At 38.6% G+C, this 15,071-nt stretch carries 16 protein-coding genes and 2 pseudogenes; 17 read left to right on the forward strand and 1 reads right to left on the reverse strand.

The window, feature by feature from the left end:
• Window positions 1–225 precede the first annotated feature (225 nt).
• From B5F09_RS13380 to B5F09_RS13410, 8 genes and pseudogenes are all read left to right on the forward strand, one after another.
• Window positions 226–781 (forward strand): annotated as a pseudogene (locus tag B5F09_RS13380) (hypothetical protein); the annotation flags it as partial.
• A pseudogene (locus B5F09_RS13385) lies at window positions 774–908 on the forward strand (conjugal transfer protein); the annotation flags it as partial. The pseudogenes B5F09_RS13380 and B5F09_RS13385, both read left to right, overlap by 8 nt.
• Window positions 909–1,244: 336 nt before the next feature.
• A complete protein-coding gene (locus tag B5F09_RS15075) occupies window positions 1,245–1,709 on the forward strand; it encodes a transposase (protein WP_343283912.1) in 465 nt (154 codons plus the stop codon).
• 24 nt (window positions 1,710–1,733) lie between these two features.
• Window positions 1,734–2,258 carry a transposase gene (locus B5F09_RS15080; protein WP_204215342.1) on the forward strand — a complete coding sequence of 175 codons (525 nt, stop codon included), beginning with the start codon at window positions 1,734–1,736 and terminating at the stop codon, window positions 2,256–2,258.
• Between the two features lie 382 nt (window positions 2,259–2,640).
• The gene (locus B5F09_RS13395; protein ID WP_162607846.1) at window positions 2,641–3,591 is read left to right on the forward strand and encodes a helix-turn-helix domain-containing protein; all 951 of its coding nucleotides are present in this window, start codon (window positions 2,641–2,643) and stop codon (window positions 3,589–3,591) included.
• A gap of 126 nt (window positions 3,592–3,717) precedes the next feature.
• Window positions 3,718–5,535, forward strand: coding sequence for an ABC transporter ATP-binding protein (locus tag B5F09_RS13400; RefSeq protein WP_087374793.1), 1,818 nt, complete (start codon window positions 3,718–3,720; stop codon window positions 5,533–5,535).
• Window position 5,536: 1 nt separating this feature from the next.
• Complete coding sequence (locus B5F09_RS13405; protein ID WP_087374795.1) at window positions 5,537–7,270, forward strand: ABC transporter ATP-binding protein; 1,734 nt, start codon at window positions 5,537–5,539, stop codon at window positions 7,268–7,270.
• A gap of 125 nt (window positions 7,271–7,395) precedes the next feature.
• Window positions 7,396–7,731, forward strand: a complete 336-nt coding sequence (locus B5F09_RS13410) for a helix-turn-helix domain-containing protein (RefSeq protein WP_224762632.1) — start codon at window positions 7,396–7,398, stop codon at window positions 7,729–7,731.
• Between the two features lie 39 nt (window positions 7,732–7,770).
• On the opposite strand, the gene B5F09_RS13415 is transcribed toward B5F09_RS13410, so the two are convergent.
• Window positions 7,771–8,139, reverse strand: a complete 369-nt coding sequence (locus B5F09_RS13415) for a helix-turn-helix domain-containing protein (RefSeq protein ID WP_087374799.1) — start codon at window positions 8,137–8,139, stop codon at window positions 7,771–7,773.
• 277 nt (window positions 8,140–8,416) lie between these two features.
• Between B5F09_RS13415 and B5F09_RS14895 the strand changes: the two genes are divergently transcribed.
• The 9 genes from B5F09_RS14895 (at window position 8,417) to B5F09_RS13460 (ending at window position 15,029) form a co-directional block, all read left to right on the forward strand.
• Entirely contained in the window at window positions 8,417–8,773 is a 357-nt protein-coding gene (locus B5F09_RS14895; RefSeq protein WP_158095858.1) for a hypothetical protein, read from the forward strand.
• Window positions 8,774–8,865: 92 nt separating this feature from the next.
• Complete coding sequence (locus tag B5F09_RS13425) at window positions 8,866–9,675, forward strand: class I SAM-dependent methyltransferase (protein WP_087374801.1); 810 nt, start codon at window positions 8,866–8,868, stop codon at window positions 9,673–9,675.
• A 716-nt stretch (window positions 9,676–10,391) separates the two neighbouring features.
• Complete coding sequence (locus B5F09_RS13435; RefSeq protein ID WP_087374803.1) at window positions 10,392–11,012, forward strand: GNAT family N-acetyltransferase; 621 nt, start codon at window positions 10,392–10,394, stop codon at window positions 11,010–11,012.
• A gap of 13 nt (window positions 11,013–11,025) precedes the next feature.
• The gene (locus tag B5F09_RS13440; RefSeq protein ID WP_022789868.1) at window positions 11,026–11,730 is read left to right on the forward strand and encodes an L-2-amino-thiazoline-4-carboxylic acid hydrolase; all 705 of its coding nucleotides are present in this window, start codon (window positions 11,026–11,028) and stop codon (window positions 11,728–11,730) included.
• Entirely contained in the window at window positions 11,718–12,590 is an 873-nt protein-coding gene (locus tag B5F09_RS13445; RefSeq protein WP_087374805.1) for an acyl-CoA thioester hydrolase/BAAT C-terminal domain-containing protein, read from the forward strand. Before B5F09_RS13440 ends, B5F09_RS13445 begins: the two co-directional genes overlap by 13 nt.
• A 125-nt stretch (window positions 12,591–12,715) precedes the next feature.
• On the forward strand, window positions 12,716–13,078 hold the full coding sequence (locus B5F09_RS13450) for a hypothetical protein (RefSeq protein ID WP_202879148.1): 363 nt from the start codon (window positions 12,716–12,718) through the stop codon (window positions 13,076–13,078).
• A gap of 106 nt (window positions 13,079–13,184) precedes the next feature.
• Window positions 13,185–13,568 carry a hypothetical protein gene (locus B5F09_RS13455; protein WP_087374807.1) on the forward strand — a complete coding sequence of 128 codons (384 nt, stop codon included), beginning with the start codon at window positions 13,185–13,187 and terminating at the stop codon, window positions 13,566–13,568.
• Entirely contained in the window at window positions 13,541–13,954 is a 414-nt protein-coding gene (gene mobP3, locus B5F09_RS15465) for a MobP3 family relaxase (RefSeq protein WP_394335302.1), read from the forward strand. Before B5F09_RS13455 ends, mobP3 begins: the two co-directional genes overlap by 28 nt.
• Window positions 13,881–15,029 carry a tyrosine-type recombinase/integrase gene (locus B5F09_RS13460; protein WP_394335303.1) on the forward strand — a complete coding sequence of 383 codons (1,149 nt, stop codon included), beginning with the start codon at window positions 13,881–13,883 and terminating at the stop codon, window positions 15,027–15,029. The genes mobP3 and B5F09_RS13460 overlap by 74 nt, the downstream gene beginning before the upstream one ends.
• The last annotated feature ends 42 nt before the right edge of the window (window positions 15,030–15,071 follow it).

Below are 15,071 nucleotides of genomic sequence, written 5' to 3' on the forward strand. Positions count from 1 at the left end.
AAATACTTCAAATTACTACGATTTTACTACCATTGAATGAGCCTTGATACGTTAGAAATCCCAGATTTGCAAAGATATGGTACAGCACATCAGTATTGATAAACTAAAAATTGAATATTGCAAGTAGATTATGGAACGCCGATATTGACGTTCCTTTTCTATTTTCAGCCGTTCAGAAATGGACGGCTTTTTCTATATCCAAACGAAAGGAGAATTTTAAAAGCTATGAAAAAGATATTGAAGCGATTAGCCACGGGCTTCCTTGCCTTTGCGACTATCGTTACCGCTTTGCCGACAACGGCAGTCCACGCTTCCGAGAAGCAATACTGGACAGAAAGTGCCGAGCGTGTCGGTATCGTTGAAAAAGTGATGAATGACGGTTCTATCGGTTCGACATTCAACGAGGGACACATGACCGTTGAGGGCGAGGACGCTTTCTGCGTGGATATTAACACTAACTTCCGCAACGGCTACAAGACCAGAGCCGACGCAAGCACACGCATGAGCTACGACCAGATTTCCGACGTTGCCCTCTCAATCGAGTATGTCAATCAGTATGTGCAGAGCCACAGCGGATTGAGCAGTCAGCATATCTACCTTTTGAAACAGTGCGTCGTATGGCAGAGATTGAGTGTTCATCTGGGTTGGCAATGCGATAACGTCAGAGCTTCCTATGATGAAATCCCAAAAGCGATACAGGACGAGGTGTACGCTGGGGCAAAAGCCTTTGCCAGCGAGAATAAGGGACGAGGGACGCTATGAATGTGGCGGTTATATTCACGACTGACGGCGACAACGTGAAAGTGAGCGTTGCGGTGAAATTTATCGACAACCAGACAAAGGCAACACAGGTATCACAGTATGAGCTGACGCTTCATAAAGATAGCAACTGGAAGATTATAGGATAACGATTGAAAGCGTGCATTTCTATATAGATTTGCACGCTATCTTATTGAGTTACGCTATTGCAATGGTCGATTTGTTGCTTAAAACCTGAAATTATGTTAGAGTTTAAGTTAGTCGATACTAACAATTTGTGAGATAATATGAAGTGACCTCCTAGTTGTCAAAACGTGGATTTAGATTCATAATTAGATTGAAAAACAAATTATAGAATCGTTACTATAACGACAATAGGAGGTCACTATGAAAAGTATAGTTTATATTGGAGCAGATGTCCATAAAAATCTTATAGTTTATGTGCAATTGATGGAGATACTGGAGAAATATTAGGAGAAACTAAGATCAGTCCAGATGTGAAACTTATTGAAAAATTCATCAATAATGCAATGAAAAAAGCACAGAAAGATGCAGATGTATTGGTTGGCTATGAAGCAGGATGTTTAGGTTATTCACTTTATTGGCAATTAAAAGAAAAAGGGATTGCCTGTGATATTCTGGCACCTTCAACGATGCATCGTTCAGCCAAAAATAAAGTGGTGAAGAACGACAAAAGAGATGCCCAAATGATTGCAACAAATTTAGCTAATAAATCATATAAATCAGTTTATGTACCTAATGATCATGATGTGGAAGTTAAAGAGTACATTAGAATGATGAATGATTTTAAGGGTGAATCAAAAAAAGTGAAACAGCATATCAATGCCTTTGTATTACGACTTGGATACAGATATGAAGGAAAGTCCAGATGGATACCATCACATATCAAATGGTTGAAAGAACTGAAAATGGATCCAATGTACAGATAGATATTGGATGAATATTTATCGCAGTTGGAATTATTAGAAACGAAGATAGGCAGATTCCAGCATAAACTAGAAGAATTATCTCAGGAAGAGCCATACAAAGAAAAGATAGGCGAATTACGCTGTTTAAAGAGTATAGACACAACAGCAGCGATGACTTTACATGCAGAAATCTCCGGCTTTAACAGATTTCCAACAGCCAATGCTTTTTCATCCTATTGCGGATTAACTCCAGGAGAAGATTCAAGCGGAGATAAAAACAAACGATTAAACATAACTAAGCAAGGAAATGCAGTGGTAAGAGAAACACTGGTAGAATGTGCACAAGTACTAGTAAGAGGAACAGTTGGAAAAAAAGGAAAGAAAGTCATATCAAAACAAAAGGGACAGGATGTGAAGGTCATCGATTATGCGGATAAAGCAGTTATAAGATTACAAAAGAAATATCACAGAATGATATTAAAAGGAATCAATAGAAATATCGCGATAACAGCGATTGCCAGAGAATTATCATGCTTTGTATGGGGAATAGAAACAGGACATATCAATTAAAAAGGATATATAAATTCTCAAAGAAAGGAGAGATTATGAGGTAGCCAAAAAAAAAGACAGAATCATCAAAGGCATAGATGGACCTCAAAATAAGAAAACAGGTTCAACTATCTAAGATACACCTCTTATGGCAGTGACAATATAAATAATATGTCGCGATAATTATTTATGTGAAATATCACTGATCCACGTAGTGAGATTGTAGAGTTTGACGACGAACCATTAACCTTTTGGTAACCAACCCACGAATAACAGAGTGGTTAACTGTCGCAAAATCTTCATTATGGGGTCTTTGTATGCCTTTGATGGCACAATTGAATAAAAAAATTATGAATTGTGAATTTATATCTTGACAAAGGTCACTTCATAACAGGTGTACAAAGTGAATATTCATTATAACCAATCGTGGTATGGTGAAAAAGCAGAAGTTATTAAAAAAAATCAGAACTATTTTGTTATCAATTATGGGTGTAAAGGGAAAGGAATTGTATCAAATTATAATCTATTTGATGGTATTTCATGCTGTTTTCTGGATTTTGATACAGAGGAAGTTATGCCCTCTCAAAAATTTAATCCAGATATAATTTCTATTGTGCATTGTCATACTGGAAGATATGAATGTGAATTTTCAAATCATCAAATCTTTTATTTATCTGAAGGCTATTTTAGTATTATGGGAACAAAGTATTTACCAATTTCCTTCTCATTTCCTCTAAAAAAATGTTATGCCTTTAGCTTAGTTATTGATAAGCACGAAGTTAGTCAAAACACCAAAAACATTTTAAAAATGTTTAATATAGATATTGATAATTTAAGTGAAAAATTAGCATTAGACGAAAAAGGTTATTTAAGCCAGCCTAGCTCTGATTTAAAGCATTTATTCTCAGAAATTTATAGTGCAAAGGATAAGGAAAAAATTGAATATTTCCGCATTAAAGCATTGGAATTTTTATATCATATTGCTTCTCTTTCACGTCATAATAAAAGTGATTTTAAATATTATGATAAAAAATATATACAGTTTGCAAAAGAGATACATAATTCAATGATAGAACATTTAGATGAGAAAATATCATTAAAACAATTAACTGCTGAAAAAGATTTCAATTTATCCTTATTTCACAAAGTTTTCACTCAAATATATGGTGATACTCCTTATGCTTACATGAAAAAGTACAAAATGAATATCGCCGCTAACGAACTAAAGAATACTGACAGAAAAATAAATGAAATTGCTATGAGTTTAGGTTATAGTAATGCAAGTAAATTTTCGATAGCATTTCATTCTGTGTATAGCATACTCCCCAAAGATTATCGAAAACAAAATAATTAACACTTTTGGGCTATTTTAGGGCAATATATATAACTATGGAGTAGAAAGAAATACGAATACCAACTAAAATGATGTGTGTTAGTTGATACTAACCACATCATTTTTATTTTAAGGAGGGATTTTAATATGGCAAAAAAATCGCCAAAACAAACAAAACCAAAGACTGGTTTATCTCGCTGTTTGGAACTGGCTTCAAACAAGAAAGGCTTGGTATTCTTATCAGCAATTCTTTCTTCTTTAGCGTCTATTGCTTCTTTTGTTCCATATATAGCGGTTTATTTCATTATTACTTCGATTATTCAGGTCTATCCCAATTTAGATAGTTTGAATATTGGAGAAGTTATGAGCTATGGCTGGCTAGCTTTAGGGGGTATTGTTGCTAACATACTGTTATATTTCTTAGCAATCTTTTGCTCTCATATAGCGGCTTTTGGGACATTATATGAATTGAAAATCAAATTTTCTGAACATATTACACAAATACCTTTAGGTTATCATTTAACTATCGGAAGTGGTCGTTTTAGAAAAATAATGGATGATAATATAGAAAGTGTTGAAGGTTTCATTGCACATCAATTCCCGGATTTTGTCGCTTCTGTAACCGCTCCTATTGTTATGGTTATTCTGTTATTTGCAGTGGACTGGCGTTTTGGTTTAGCTTCTTTAGTTGGAATTATCTTAGCTTTTATTGTTCAGTTTATGGGTTATGGTAGTGGAGCAATGAAAGAAAACATGGAAAAATATCAAGTTGCTCTCGAAGATATGAACAATGCTTCTGTTGAGTATGTACGAGGTATGCCCGTTGTAAAAGCATTTAATCAAACGGCTAATTCTTTTGAACGATTGAAACACGCAATTACAGAGTACACAGAATGGGTATTGAAGTTTTCTCTTGGGTGGCAGAATTGTATGCCTGCATTTACAACAATCATCAACAATATTTATCTTGTGTTAATTCCAGTAGGTATATTCATTGGCTCTAATACAACAGATTTTAAAAACTTTTTGATGACATTCATTTTCTATTTGTTGTTTGTACCTGCTGTTGCTGGAGTATTAAATAAGATTATGTATGTATCAGAGTCATTCATGCAAATCAATGGTAATGTAGCAAGAATGGACGAAATATTTAATATTCCTGTATTACCAGAAACAAAAAATCCCAAAAAACCAGAAAATGATAACATTGTTTTTGATAAGGTAAGTTTTTCATACACAGGAAAGGAAAACGACTGGGCAATTCAAAATGTAAATTTTGAAGCTAAACAAGGTGAAATAACAGCAATCGTCGGTCCGTCTGGTGGAGGAAAAAGTACGATAGCAAATTTGATTTCTAGATTTTGGGACGTTACTACTGGCAGTGTTAAGATTGGAAATGTAGATATTAGAGATATGTCTATGACCGACTTAATGAAGCATGTCAGTTTTGTATTTCAAGATATTTTCCTGTTTAAACAAAGTATTTATGACAATATCCGTATGGGTAATCCTAATGCAACAAAAGAACAGATTGTTCAAGCGGCTAAAGCGGCACAATGTCATGATTTTATTATGAGGTTACCAAACGGTTACGATACTGTGATAGGAACAAAAGGTATACATCTTTCTGGCGGAGAGCGTCAAAGAATTGCTATTGCAAGGGCAATTATTAAAAATTCACCAATTATTGTATTAGACGAAGCAACTGCGTTCAGCGATCCAGAGAACGAATATTTAATTCAAAAGGCTTTTGAAAAGTTAATGCAGAATAAAACTGTCATTATTATTGCACACCGCCTATCAACAATACGTAATGCTGATAAAATTATTGTAATGGAAAACGGTCATTTAATTGAGTGTGGAGACCACAACAGTTTAATACAGAAAAATGGACGTTATCATCAGATGTGGCAACACTATACTGAAGCAATCGATTGGAAAATCAATGGAAAGGCGGTGCAATAATATGAAAAGATTGAAAGAAGCATTATTTTTATCTGATAAAGGATATTCCGATTTAAAAAAGGCTATCTTTGCTTGTACTTTAACTAATATAACAATGTTGCTTCCATTTTGTATAACGGTAATGATTTTCAGTGAGTTGTTAAATCCGTTTGTAGGAAAAGAACTCGTATGGGAACATATTTGGTTACTTTGGGGAGCTGGTGTTGTTTCTGCAATTTTAATCTTTTTGGCGGCAAAAAATGATTATAGAAAAACATATATAGCGTCATATAAAGAGTCAAATGTTACTAGACTTCGTATTGCAGAACATCTTAGAAAACTTCCTATGAGTTTTTTCAATACAAAGGATTTATCTGAGTTGACAACAAATATGATGTCTGATTGCAGTAGTATGGAGTCTATGCTAAGCAGTACCATACCACCACTTATTGCAAATGTAATTTCTGCAACAATAACTTGTATCTTACTTGCTTTTTTTGACTGGCGTTTAGCAATCTGTGTATTTATTACTATGCCACTTGCATTTTTAATCATATGGTTAAGTAGAAAATATCAAAAGAAATTGTTTGAACGTCAAGTTGATGCAAAATTACAGGCTTCTAGTCAAGTACAAGAATATTTAGAGGGAATGAAAATAATTAAATCTTGTAATTTGAGCGGTTCTCAGTTCTCAACATTGAACAAGGCACTTCTGGCTATGAAGAAAATAGCAGTTAAGGTTGAAATGGTTGTCGGAGTTTTTATGTCCGGTGCAAGTATGATTTTACAAGCTGGTATAGGGATAACAATTTTTGTTGGAACTTTATTATTACTTGATGGACAAATTGAATTATTACCTCTTTTAATGTTCTTTTTAATCGTAATTAAAATTTATGGTCCGATTTTGGCTATATTATCTCAGCTTACTACGTTATTAAATCTAAATGTAGTTACAGAAAGAATGAGAACACTTTTAACAGCTCCTGTAATGAGCGGCAAACAGCAAACATCTAAAAGATATGATATAGAATTGAGCCATGTTTCTTTTGCTTATAATGAGGAAGAAGTTATCCATGATGTATCATGTAAAATTCCACAGGGCAATGTGACCGCATTAGTTGGACCTTCTGGAAGTGGAAAAAGTACGATTTCAAAATTGATTGCAAGATTTTGGGATATTCAAAAAGGAACCATTACTGTTGGGAATAAAGATATTAAGACAATCAATCCAGAAAGTCTTATGCAAGAAATGTCATTTGTTTTTCAAGACGTTACTCTATTCAATGACACAATATTTAATAACATTCAAATGGGAAATCCAAATGCAACTAAAGAACAGGTATTTGCTGCGGCTAAAGCGGCTTATTGTGATGAATTTGTCCGTAATATGCCTGACGGCTACAATACCATATTAGGTGAAAATGGTAGTACACTTTCTGGAGGAGAACGTCAAAGGATTTCCATTGCACGTGCTTTATTAAAAGACTCTCCAATCATTCTTTTGGACGAGGCAACAGCTTCCTTAGACCCAGAGAATGAAGTATTCGTACAGAAAGCTATTGCAAAATTAGTAGAGAATAAAACAGTTATCATAATTGCTCACCGCTTGAGAACTGTTGTGGACGCTGACCAAATTTTAGTTTTAGATAATGGAAAACTTGTTGAATATGGCACTCATAATGAACTTATGAGAAAGAACGGTTTATATCATAAGTTATATCACATACAACAAGAAAGTTTAGGCTGGGCAGTATAAAAACTAAGGCAAGGAATTTTTTAAATTATATAGGCAGGTGAAAATATGGGAAAATACTAATTGCAGAATTTACAGATAAAGAAGAACAGATTTTTAATCAGCTCGTAGAATGGCTGTCAAATACTTTGTGTACTGCACCTGCTTTTCTAAGCAAGAAATGTAACAGTATAGATATAAATTATTTTACTCGTACCGTTACTGATGAAAAAGGAAATGAAATACATCTAACCGCTAAAGAATTTGACCTACTGCATTTCCTTTCTAGTCACAAAGGACAGGTGTTCACAAAAGAACAGATATACGAAAAAGTATGGGGATATGACAATGCACCCGACGCAAGCAATCTTTCCTCGTTCATCAGAAAGCTAAGACTAAAAATTGAACCACACCCAGACAATCCACGATATATCATCACTGTCTGGGGTGTGGGATATAAATTCAGTGGAGAAGAAAAACCGTAGCTGTATTTCACAATCCATTGTGATCTGCACGCTACGGTTTTATTTGTCCTCATTTAACTTTGCTTCAAACATTTTTATGGTTCGCATGGAAGTTTTGGTTGCTTTCAAAACATCTACCAGTACACGGATTTCATATTCGTTACAATCTTCCAGTATCTCCCTTGCTTCTTTCTCAAAGACAGGCTTTGAAGCTAAAACTGTATCACATAGTAATTCGTCAACTGATACCGTCAAGGTATTGGCAATAGCGACCAAAGTTGTTAAACTGACTGATGTATTACCAGTTTCTATATTGCTTACATGCTGTGGAGTAACACCTATTCTGTCAGCAACAGTTTCTTGAGTGAGATTCTTTTTAATTCTGGCAATCTTAATTCTCTTGCCGATAGCTTTATAGTCAAGCTCCATGTAACTGACACACTCCTTTCAAAAAATCTATTCTTATACATTGTAACCTTTGCAAAAATGCTTTATAATGGACTGATAAAGGTATCCATTCCAATAGTTATAATTTTATTTGATTTTGATAGAATATACATCTTAGAAAAGAGGTGCATTAAAGATATGATGAAATTCAGTAAAAGGGACAGCAAGAAAATGATTAAAGAAATGGCTCGTCTGTACGGGCTTTCTGTTTCAGAAGTCCGTGAGCAGATACAGGATAAAATTATAGCGGTAATGGACAGTGACGACCCAGACCAGCAGGCAGAGTTTAAGCAAGAGCGAATTCATCGAAAAAGCAACCTTGTTTTATGCTGGATATCTTTCCGCAGAGGACAACAAAACCTATCTCCCCAATATCGTCACATCCACATTAAAAAGCATTGTGGCGGAGAGCGATCATCGGCAGAACCGGATGATCTTCAAGTTAGCTGTGGAGATGGCGGTCATGATGAACGTGGTCGCAGCGAATAACAGCATCAATCCGGTGTCACTGGAACGACTGCGGGGAGAATGTGTCAAGGAAGTCAAAAGGCTGAATGGCTCCTTCTCTTTTGATGATGCGGTGAGCTGGCAGAAAGGATGGGAAGAAAACGAGTAGCAATTGAAAACGAATTGCAATCCCCGGTTCCTCTTGATATAATAATAGTTAGATATTACTAACTCGTTTGCATATTAGGAGGATAGATAGCCATGTCCGAATTTGGTATAGTAGAAGATACAATGTTTATTCCTATGGCGGGAAGGATTTACGCCACCGAAAAGTTTCCGGGTATTTTATATGATAAAAAAGCACTTTCATTAAAAGAAAAGTTGCCATCCGCACTGTTGGAAACAGGAAATCAAAGTCAATACACGCTTCTGGCTTCTGCATCCCGTTCCGCTAATATGGATCGGCATATCCAGAACTTCCTGAAACGTAAACCGGATGGTGTTGTTATACAGTTGGGCTGCGGACTGGAGACAACGTATGATCGCAATGAAAATGGACAAACCCAATGGTATGCTGTAGACCTTCCGAATGTAATCGAATACCGGCGCAGTTTGCTCCCGGAACCTGAGAAGGAAACTTATCTTTCAGGGGATGCTTTTTCAGACGGATGGCTCAGGCAGATCCGAAGGAACATGCCTGATACGCCTCTTCTGGTTACTGCAGGAGGTTTGTTCCATTACTTTCAAGAGGAAAAAGTTTTTGGCCTTCTGCAGATGCTGGAAGGTTTCGGGAATATAGAGCTTGTGTTTGATACGGTAAATAAAAGCGGCATGAAAATGTTGCAGAAGAAATATATGAAGCAGATGGGACATGAAAATGCCCGAATGTTTTTTTATGTGAATTCGGCTGAAGATCTGGTTACCACACTAGGTAGAGGTGTCAAAGTATTGGCGGATGAACCATATTACAAGTTTATCAAACGAGATGGATTAAAAATCATTACAAAAATCAGTATGGATATTTCAGATCGATTTGGAATGCTCAAAATGATCCATTTGGAGTGGAGGTAATGTAAATATGGTGGTCATGATAGAAAGTCTGATTGGTATCTTATTATTCACAATCCTGATTGTGTCGCCGACGCTGAAAAATCCCCTTGCCTCAGTGGGAAATTATCCCCGGCCATAAGGGAGAAATGTATGGAATTAGGATTAATCCAAAAAAGAGAACAACGTTTCCCAGGTCAGATATCATCTAGAAAGGAATCGCCCTGCTTGCTTTTGTGTTCATCTTCGCTGTTATCCTGAAACAGTTTAATGGAGCGGATACATTCTGGAAAGGGGTTCGGGATTCCTACATGATCTGGCTGATCATTGATTGGTATGATGCTCTTGTACTCGATAACATCTGGTTTTGCTATTCGAAAAAAGTCAGGATACCAGGCACAGAGGATATGGAAGAATATAAGGATTACTGTTTTCATATTAAGCAGTCCTGTATTGGTATGCTTCTTGGCTTGCCCGCCTGTCTTGCAGTGGGAGTGATTACAGCAATCCTCTGATCAGCCATCAAATGATATAAAACAGAATATGATTCGCATTCAGTAGGAAATCTCTTACTATGTCTCCTGCTCTTCCTTTACTCTAAAATGGAAGGCGGTTTCTCATGACCCGCCATGTCACTATCAAATGATTAACAGGTAAAAAATGAATTGTAATCCTGCATGTCTCCTGATATAATATTAGTTAGTTATCGCTAACCTATTTGCGCATAGGAGGGTACATCCATGTTTACTGTTCGTCCATATAAGGAAGAAGATGCTGCGGCCTGCGGGGATTGCTTCTACGAAGGATTCTTTTCATGCTCTGTGGATCAGAACGATAAAATACTTTTGCGTGACTACGCACAGATCCTGATTGAAAAATGCAATTTCACCTATGTTGCGGAAACGGAGGATCATCAGGTCGTAGGATTCATCTGTGGAAAATATGATAAGCGTTTCAGCAAGGCTCTGGCAGCTCAGTATGAGACAAAAAAGCACTATGGCCGTTGGTGTAAAATGTTCCTCAAGTTCTATCTGAAAAGATATAAAATGTCAGCACCATTCCAGAAGCAGTTTGATGCCTTTTTCCGTCAGCTACAGGAAAGGGATAAGGAAACCGTTGGGAAATGCGATCTGGAACTCGTTGCCATTTCGTCCAGAAGGAATTACAGAAAGGGGTTGGGAACCGCATTGGTCACACAATTTTTGAATCGGGCAAAAGCTGATGGAGCAGATCGTGTGCGGCTTTTTACGAACACTCTTGCATCGTGGGAGTTTTATGAAAAACGTGGATTTAAGAAAGTGGCAGAGAAGCCCTTTCAGGATGGCTCCGGCAATCAGTCCCTCGTTTATGAGTACGTTTGAGGAGGAATAGAATATGAAAAACACCATCTGTGAAAAACTGATGTGGTCAGCGATGACACCTGCTATTTTCAAATATATCGCAGCCAATTGCAAAAATACGGATACATTCAGGGTGAAGAAGAAATCGCGTAAAAACTTTAAAGATATGTTGGCGAGGACACCCGACATAGGCGGTTTTACGAAAAATCCTCTGCGAATCTGTCTTTCCGGCGGAATTGTCTGGATGGCAGTTTATAAGGCAATGGATGGGGCGATGAGCCATGAGCAGTTCGGGGAAATGGTGACAGCCACGATGCAGGCGTCGCTCATTAAAAAAGCTTTCGGGAGTAAAAATCCATTTGATATGGAATATCAAAAAAAGAAAGTCAAGAAGGACAGAATTGCAAATGCCATATCCGACAGCGAATTCAACTGGATGACGGAGACGATTCCTGGAAGGGATGCAGACGAATACACCATCAACTATCACAGGTGCGGCCTGTGTGCGCTTGGAAAACAGGAGCATTTGGAAGAACTGATACCCTATATGTGTGCCATGGATTTTATTTCTGCTGATCTCATGGGCGGCGTGTTATACAGGACAGGTACACTTGCAGAGGGCGCAGAAAAGTGTGATTTCTATGTTTGCAAAAAGGACTCTAAATGGGATAAAGAAAGAAAATACGGACAGCAATCCAAGCTGCAAAAACAGGGAGAGTTGGGAAAGTGGAATATGTGACGGTTGCACAGGAGGGCTTCTATGGACTTTATCATGTCCCTGTTAAGGATCATGATCCCAAAAAGGTCGTCATCGTAGTAGGCGGCAGCGAAGGGAATGAAAATATCCCGATGAATGTGGGCGCTATGTTTGCCAGGTGCGGCATCGCCGCGTTAGGCATTTGTTACTGGAACGTAGACGGGCTGCCGAAAGAATTGGTTCGGGTGCCTGTCGATCCGTTTGAAAAAGCAATCCTGTGGCTGAAAAACAAGGGACATGAGAAGATTATCATGTACGGCATTTCAAAAGGCGCTGAACTGGCGCTGCTTTGCGCTTCCCTTATGCCGGATATCTGCGGCGTTGTCGCACTCTCCCCGATGCACTGTATATGGGGAGGCATGCACGGGAATAAAAGCATGGCATCGAAAACTTTTTCATCTGCCTCCGAATTTACATATAGGGGGAAAGATTTTCCGTGTATGACAGCGCATCTGAAATATGGGCCGGCAATCCGGAACCTCATCCTCCATCAGCAGTTCGAGTTATCCTATATCTACGAAGAACCGCTGAAACATTTTGATGAGGATACAGCCATTCATGTGGAGAACATTCAGGGAAACATTTTATTTATTTACGCAAAGGAAGATCTCATGTGGCCCAGCAAAGAGGCAGTGGCATATATGGTAAACCGCCTGGAAAAACACCGGTTTGCTTTCCGGGTGGATGTCTTGGAATATGAAAAAGCAAGCCACATTCTTGTTCCATTAAATCCATCTAAGCTGAAAATGTTTAAAATTGAGAGACAATATCCGGAAGATTGCAGGCGCAGCCGTGAAGACGCTTTCCATAAAACGATAAAATGGATATCGGAGGTAAAGTGAATATGGCGGTCATGATAGAAAGTCTGATTGGTATCTTATTATTCACAGTTCTGATTGTGTCACTGACGCTGAAAAATCCCCTTACCTCAGTGGGAGATTATCCCCCGGCCATACGGGAGAAATGTATGGAATTAGGATTGATCGAAAAAAGAGAACAACGCTTTACCAGGGCAGATATCCTCCGAAAGGGGATCGCCCTGCTTGCTTTTGTGTTCATCTTCGCTGTTGTCCTGAAACAGTTTAATGGAGCGGATACATTCTGGAAAGGGTTTCGGGATTCCTACCTGATCTGGCTGATCATTGATTGGTATGACGCTCTGATACTTGATTGCATCTGGTTTTGCCATTCGAAAAAAGTCAGGATACCAGGCACAGAGGATATGGAAGAATATAAGGACTATCGTTTTCATATCAGGCAGTCCTGTATTGGTATGCTTCTTGGCCTCCCCGCCTGTCTTGCAGTGGGCGCGATTACAGCAATCCTCTGATCCGCCATCAAATGATATAAAACAGAATATGATTCGCATTCAGCAGGAAATCTCTTATGTGAGGTCGCCTGCTTTTTCTTTACTTTAAAACGGAAGGAGGTTTCCCATGGCTCGGCTGGTCACCAAATTCAAGTACCTGAAGGCGGATCAGGAAAAGCCCATTGGTGGATACGCCACCTACATTGCCACCCGTGAAGGTGTGGAGAAGATCGATGAGTCTTTCAAGCTGGCTCCTGCAACAGTGAAACAACAAAAGCTCATTGAAAAGATCCTGGGGGATTTCCCGGATAGTGCCACGATGCTGGAGTATGAGGACTACAAGCGAGACAAGACCGTGGGAGCTGCCTCTGAATTTATCACTCGTGCCATTGAGGACAATGCCCATGAGATTCTGAACCAAAAAACCTATGCTGACTATATATCGGCATCCGGCCCGGTGCGGAACGCTTTGGTAGTCATGGGCTGTTCACGGATGATGGCGTCCAGGTAAAGCTGAAAGAGGTATCCCAGGAGCTGAATGCTCATCAGGGAAATGTGTGGACGCTCATTATTTCTCTGCGCCGGGAGGATGCGGAGCGTCTCGGTTTCAATACCGGCATCCGATGGAGGAATATGCTCCTGACACAGACGCAGGCTCTGGCTGACAGCCTGAAGATCCCCATGGATCATCTGAAATGGTATGCTGCCTTTCACAATGAGAGCCATCATCCACACATCCATCTACTGGCGTACTCTACTGTAGAGAAGGAAGGTTTCCTCACCAAACAAGGTGTGGCGAAGATGAGATCTTCCCTGGCCAAGGATATCTTTGAGCAAGATCTACTCTGCATATATAAAACTCGTTCCAACAGACAAGACACCCGCTGGGAAACGTGAAGATTTGTCATTGAGGGAAAAGCAGAAAAAGATTAAGAAAGACCTCGACGACGGTATCAATACCATAGGTGGGAAAATGACAGTCTGCCAGCTCTACGCGAAGAAGAACAGCCAGAGAAAAAATGTGAAACGCAACACAGAAAAAGGTCGCCAGTATTTTATGAAAATTCTGGAAAACGACCCTCTGGGTGCAAGGAGCATTGATACGGTGAAGCTATCGGACGGTAAGGAATGGGCTATGCGAATGTATGAGAATGGCTTTTCCTACAAGACGATTAGCAACTACAAGCGTTCTCTGAAAGCGTCATTCTATATGGCGATTGAGGACGACTGTATCAGAAAAAATCCTTTTAACTTCAAATTGAGCGACGTTCTGGAAGATAATTCAGAACCCAAAGTCATTCTCACGCCAGAGCAGGAAGAAAAAATGCTTGCCTTTATGGAACAGGACAAGACGTACAGTAAGTATTATGATGAAGTGGTTATTCTTCTGGAAACGGGGCTTCGTATCTCTGAATTTTGCGGTCTGACAATTCATATAGATATGGCAAACCGTATCATCAATGTAGACCACCAGCTATTGAAAGATACTGAAATCGGCTACTACATTGAAACACCTAAGACCAAAAAAGGAGAACGCCAGCTTCCAATGACAGAAAGAGCCTATCAAGCCTTTAAGCGAGTGTTACAGAACAGAGGAAAGGCAGAGCCTATCGTTATCAATGGTTACAGCAATTTCCTGTTCCTAAACCAAAAGGGCTTCCCTAAAGTGGCTGGTAACTATGTAAGTATGTTGCGTGGGCTTGTGAAGAAATACAACAAGACACATAAAGACCAACTACCAAACATCACACCGCACTCATTCAGACATACCTACTGCACGAACATGGCAAACAAAGGAACGAACCCGAACACCCTACAATACATCATGGGACATTCAAACATCACCATGACATTAGGGTACTACGCACACGGTACTTTCAATTCAGCAAAAGCAGAACTTGAAAGATATAAAAGTCAAGATAATTTGACCAATTTGTTGCAATTAAGTGTTCTCAGTTTTTTTAGGATTTAATTTATCTTTGATTCGATAAGATGGACCTGTGATATTAAATAA

The organism is Erysipelatoclostridium sp. An173, assembly GCF_002160495.1.
GTDB classification, from domain to species: Bacteria; Bacillota_I; Bacilli_A; order Erysipelotrichales; family Coprobacillaceae; genus Thomasclavelia; species Thomasclavelia merdavium.

What these genes read in the sequence shown, in the direction of transcription:
- B5F09_RS13400 (WP_087374793.1), top strand. Translation starts at nt 3,718, where the DNA reads ATGGCAAAAAAATCGCCAAAACAAACAAAACCAAAGACTGGTTTATCT.
- B5F09_RS13405 (WP_087374795.1), top strand. Translation starts at nt 5,537, where the DNA reads ATGAAAAGATTGAAAGAAGCATTATTTTTATCTGATAAAGGATATTCC.
- B5F09_RS13415 (WP_087374799.1), bottom strand. Translation starts at nt 8,139, where the DNA reads ATGGAGCTTGACTATAAAGCTATCGGCAAGAGAATTAAGATTGCCAGA.
- B5F09_RS13425 (WP_087374801.1), top strand. Translation starts at nt 8,866, where the DNA reads ATGTCCGAATTTGGTATAGTAGAAGATACAATGTTTATTCCTATGGCG.
- B5F09_RS13435 (WP_087374803.1), top strand. Translation starts at nt 10,392, where the DNA reads ATGTTTACTGTTCGTCCATATAAGGAAGAAGATGCTGCGGCCTGCGGG.
- B5F09_RS13440 (WP_022789868.1), top strand. Translation starts at nt 11,026, where the DNA reads ATGAAAAACACCATCTGTGAAAAACTGATGTGGTCAGCGATGACACCT.
- B5F09_RS13450 (WP_202879148.1), top strand. Translation starts at nt 12,716, where the DNA reads ATGGAATTAGGATTGATCGAAAAAAGAGAACAACGCTTTACCAGGGCA.
- B5F09_RS13455 (WP_087374807.1), top strand. Translation starts at nt 13,185, where the DNA reads ATGGCTCGGCTGGTCACCAAATTCAAGTACCTGAAGGCGGATCAGGAA.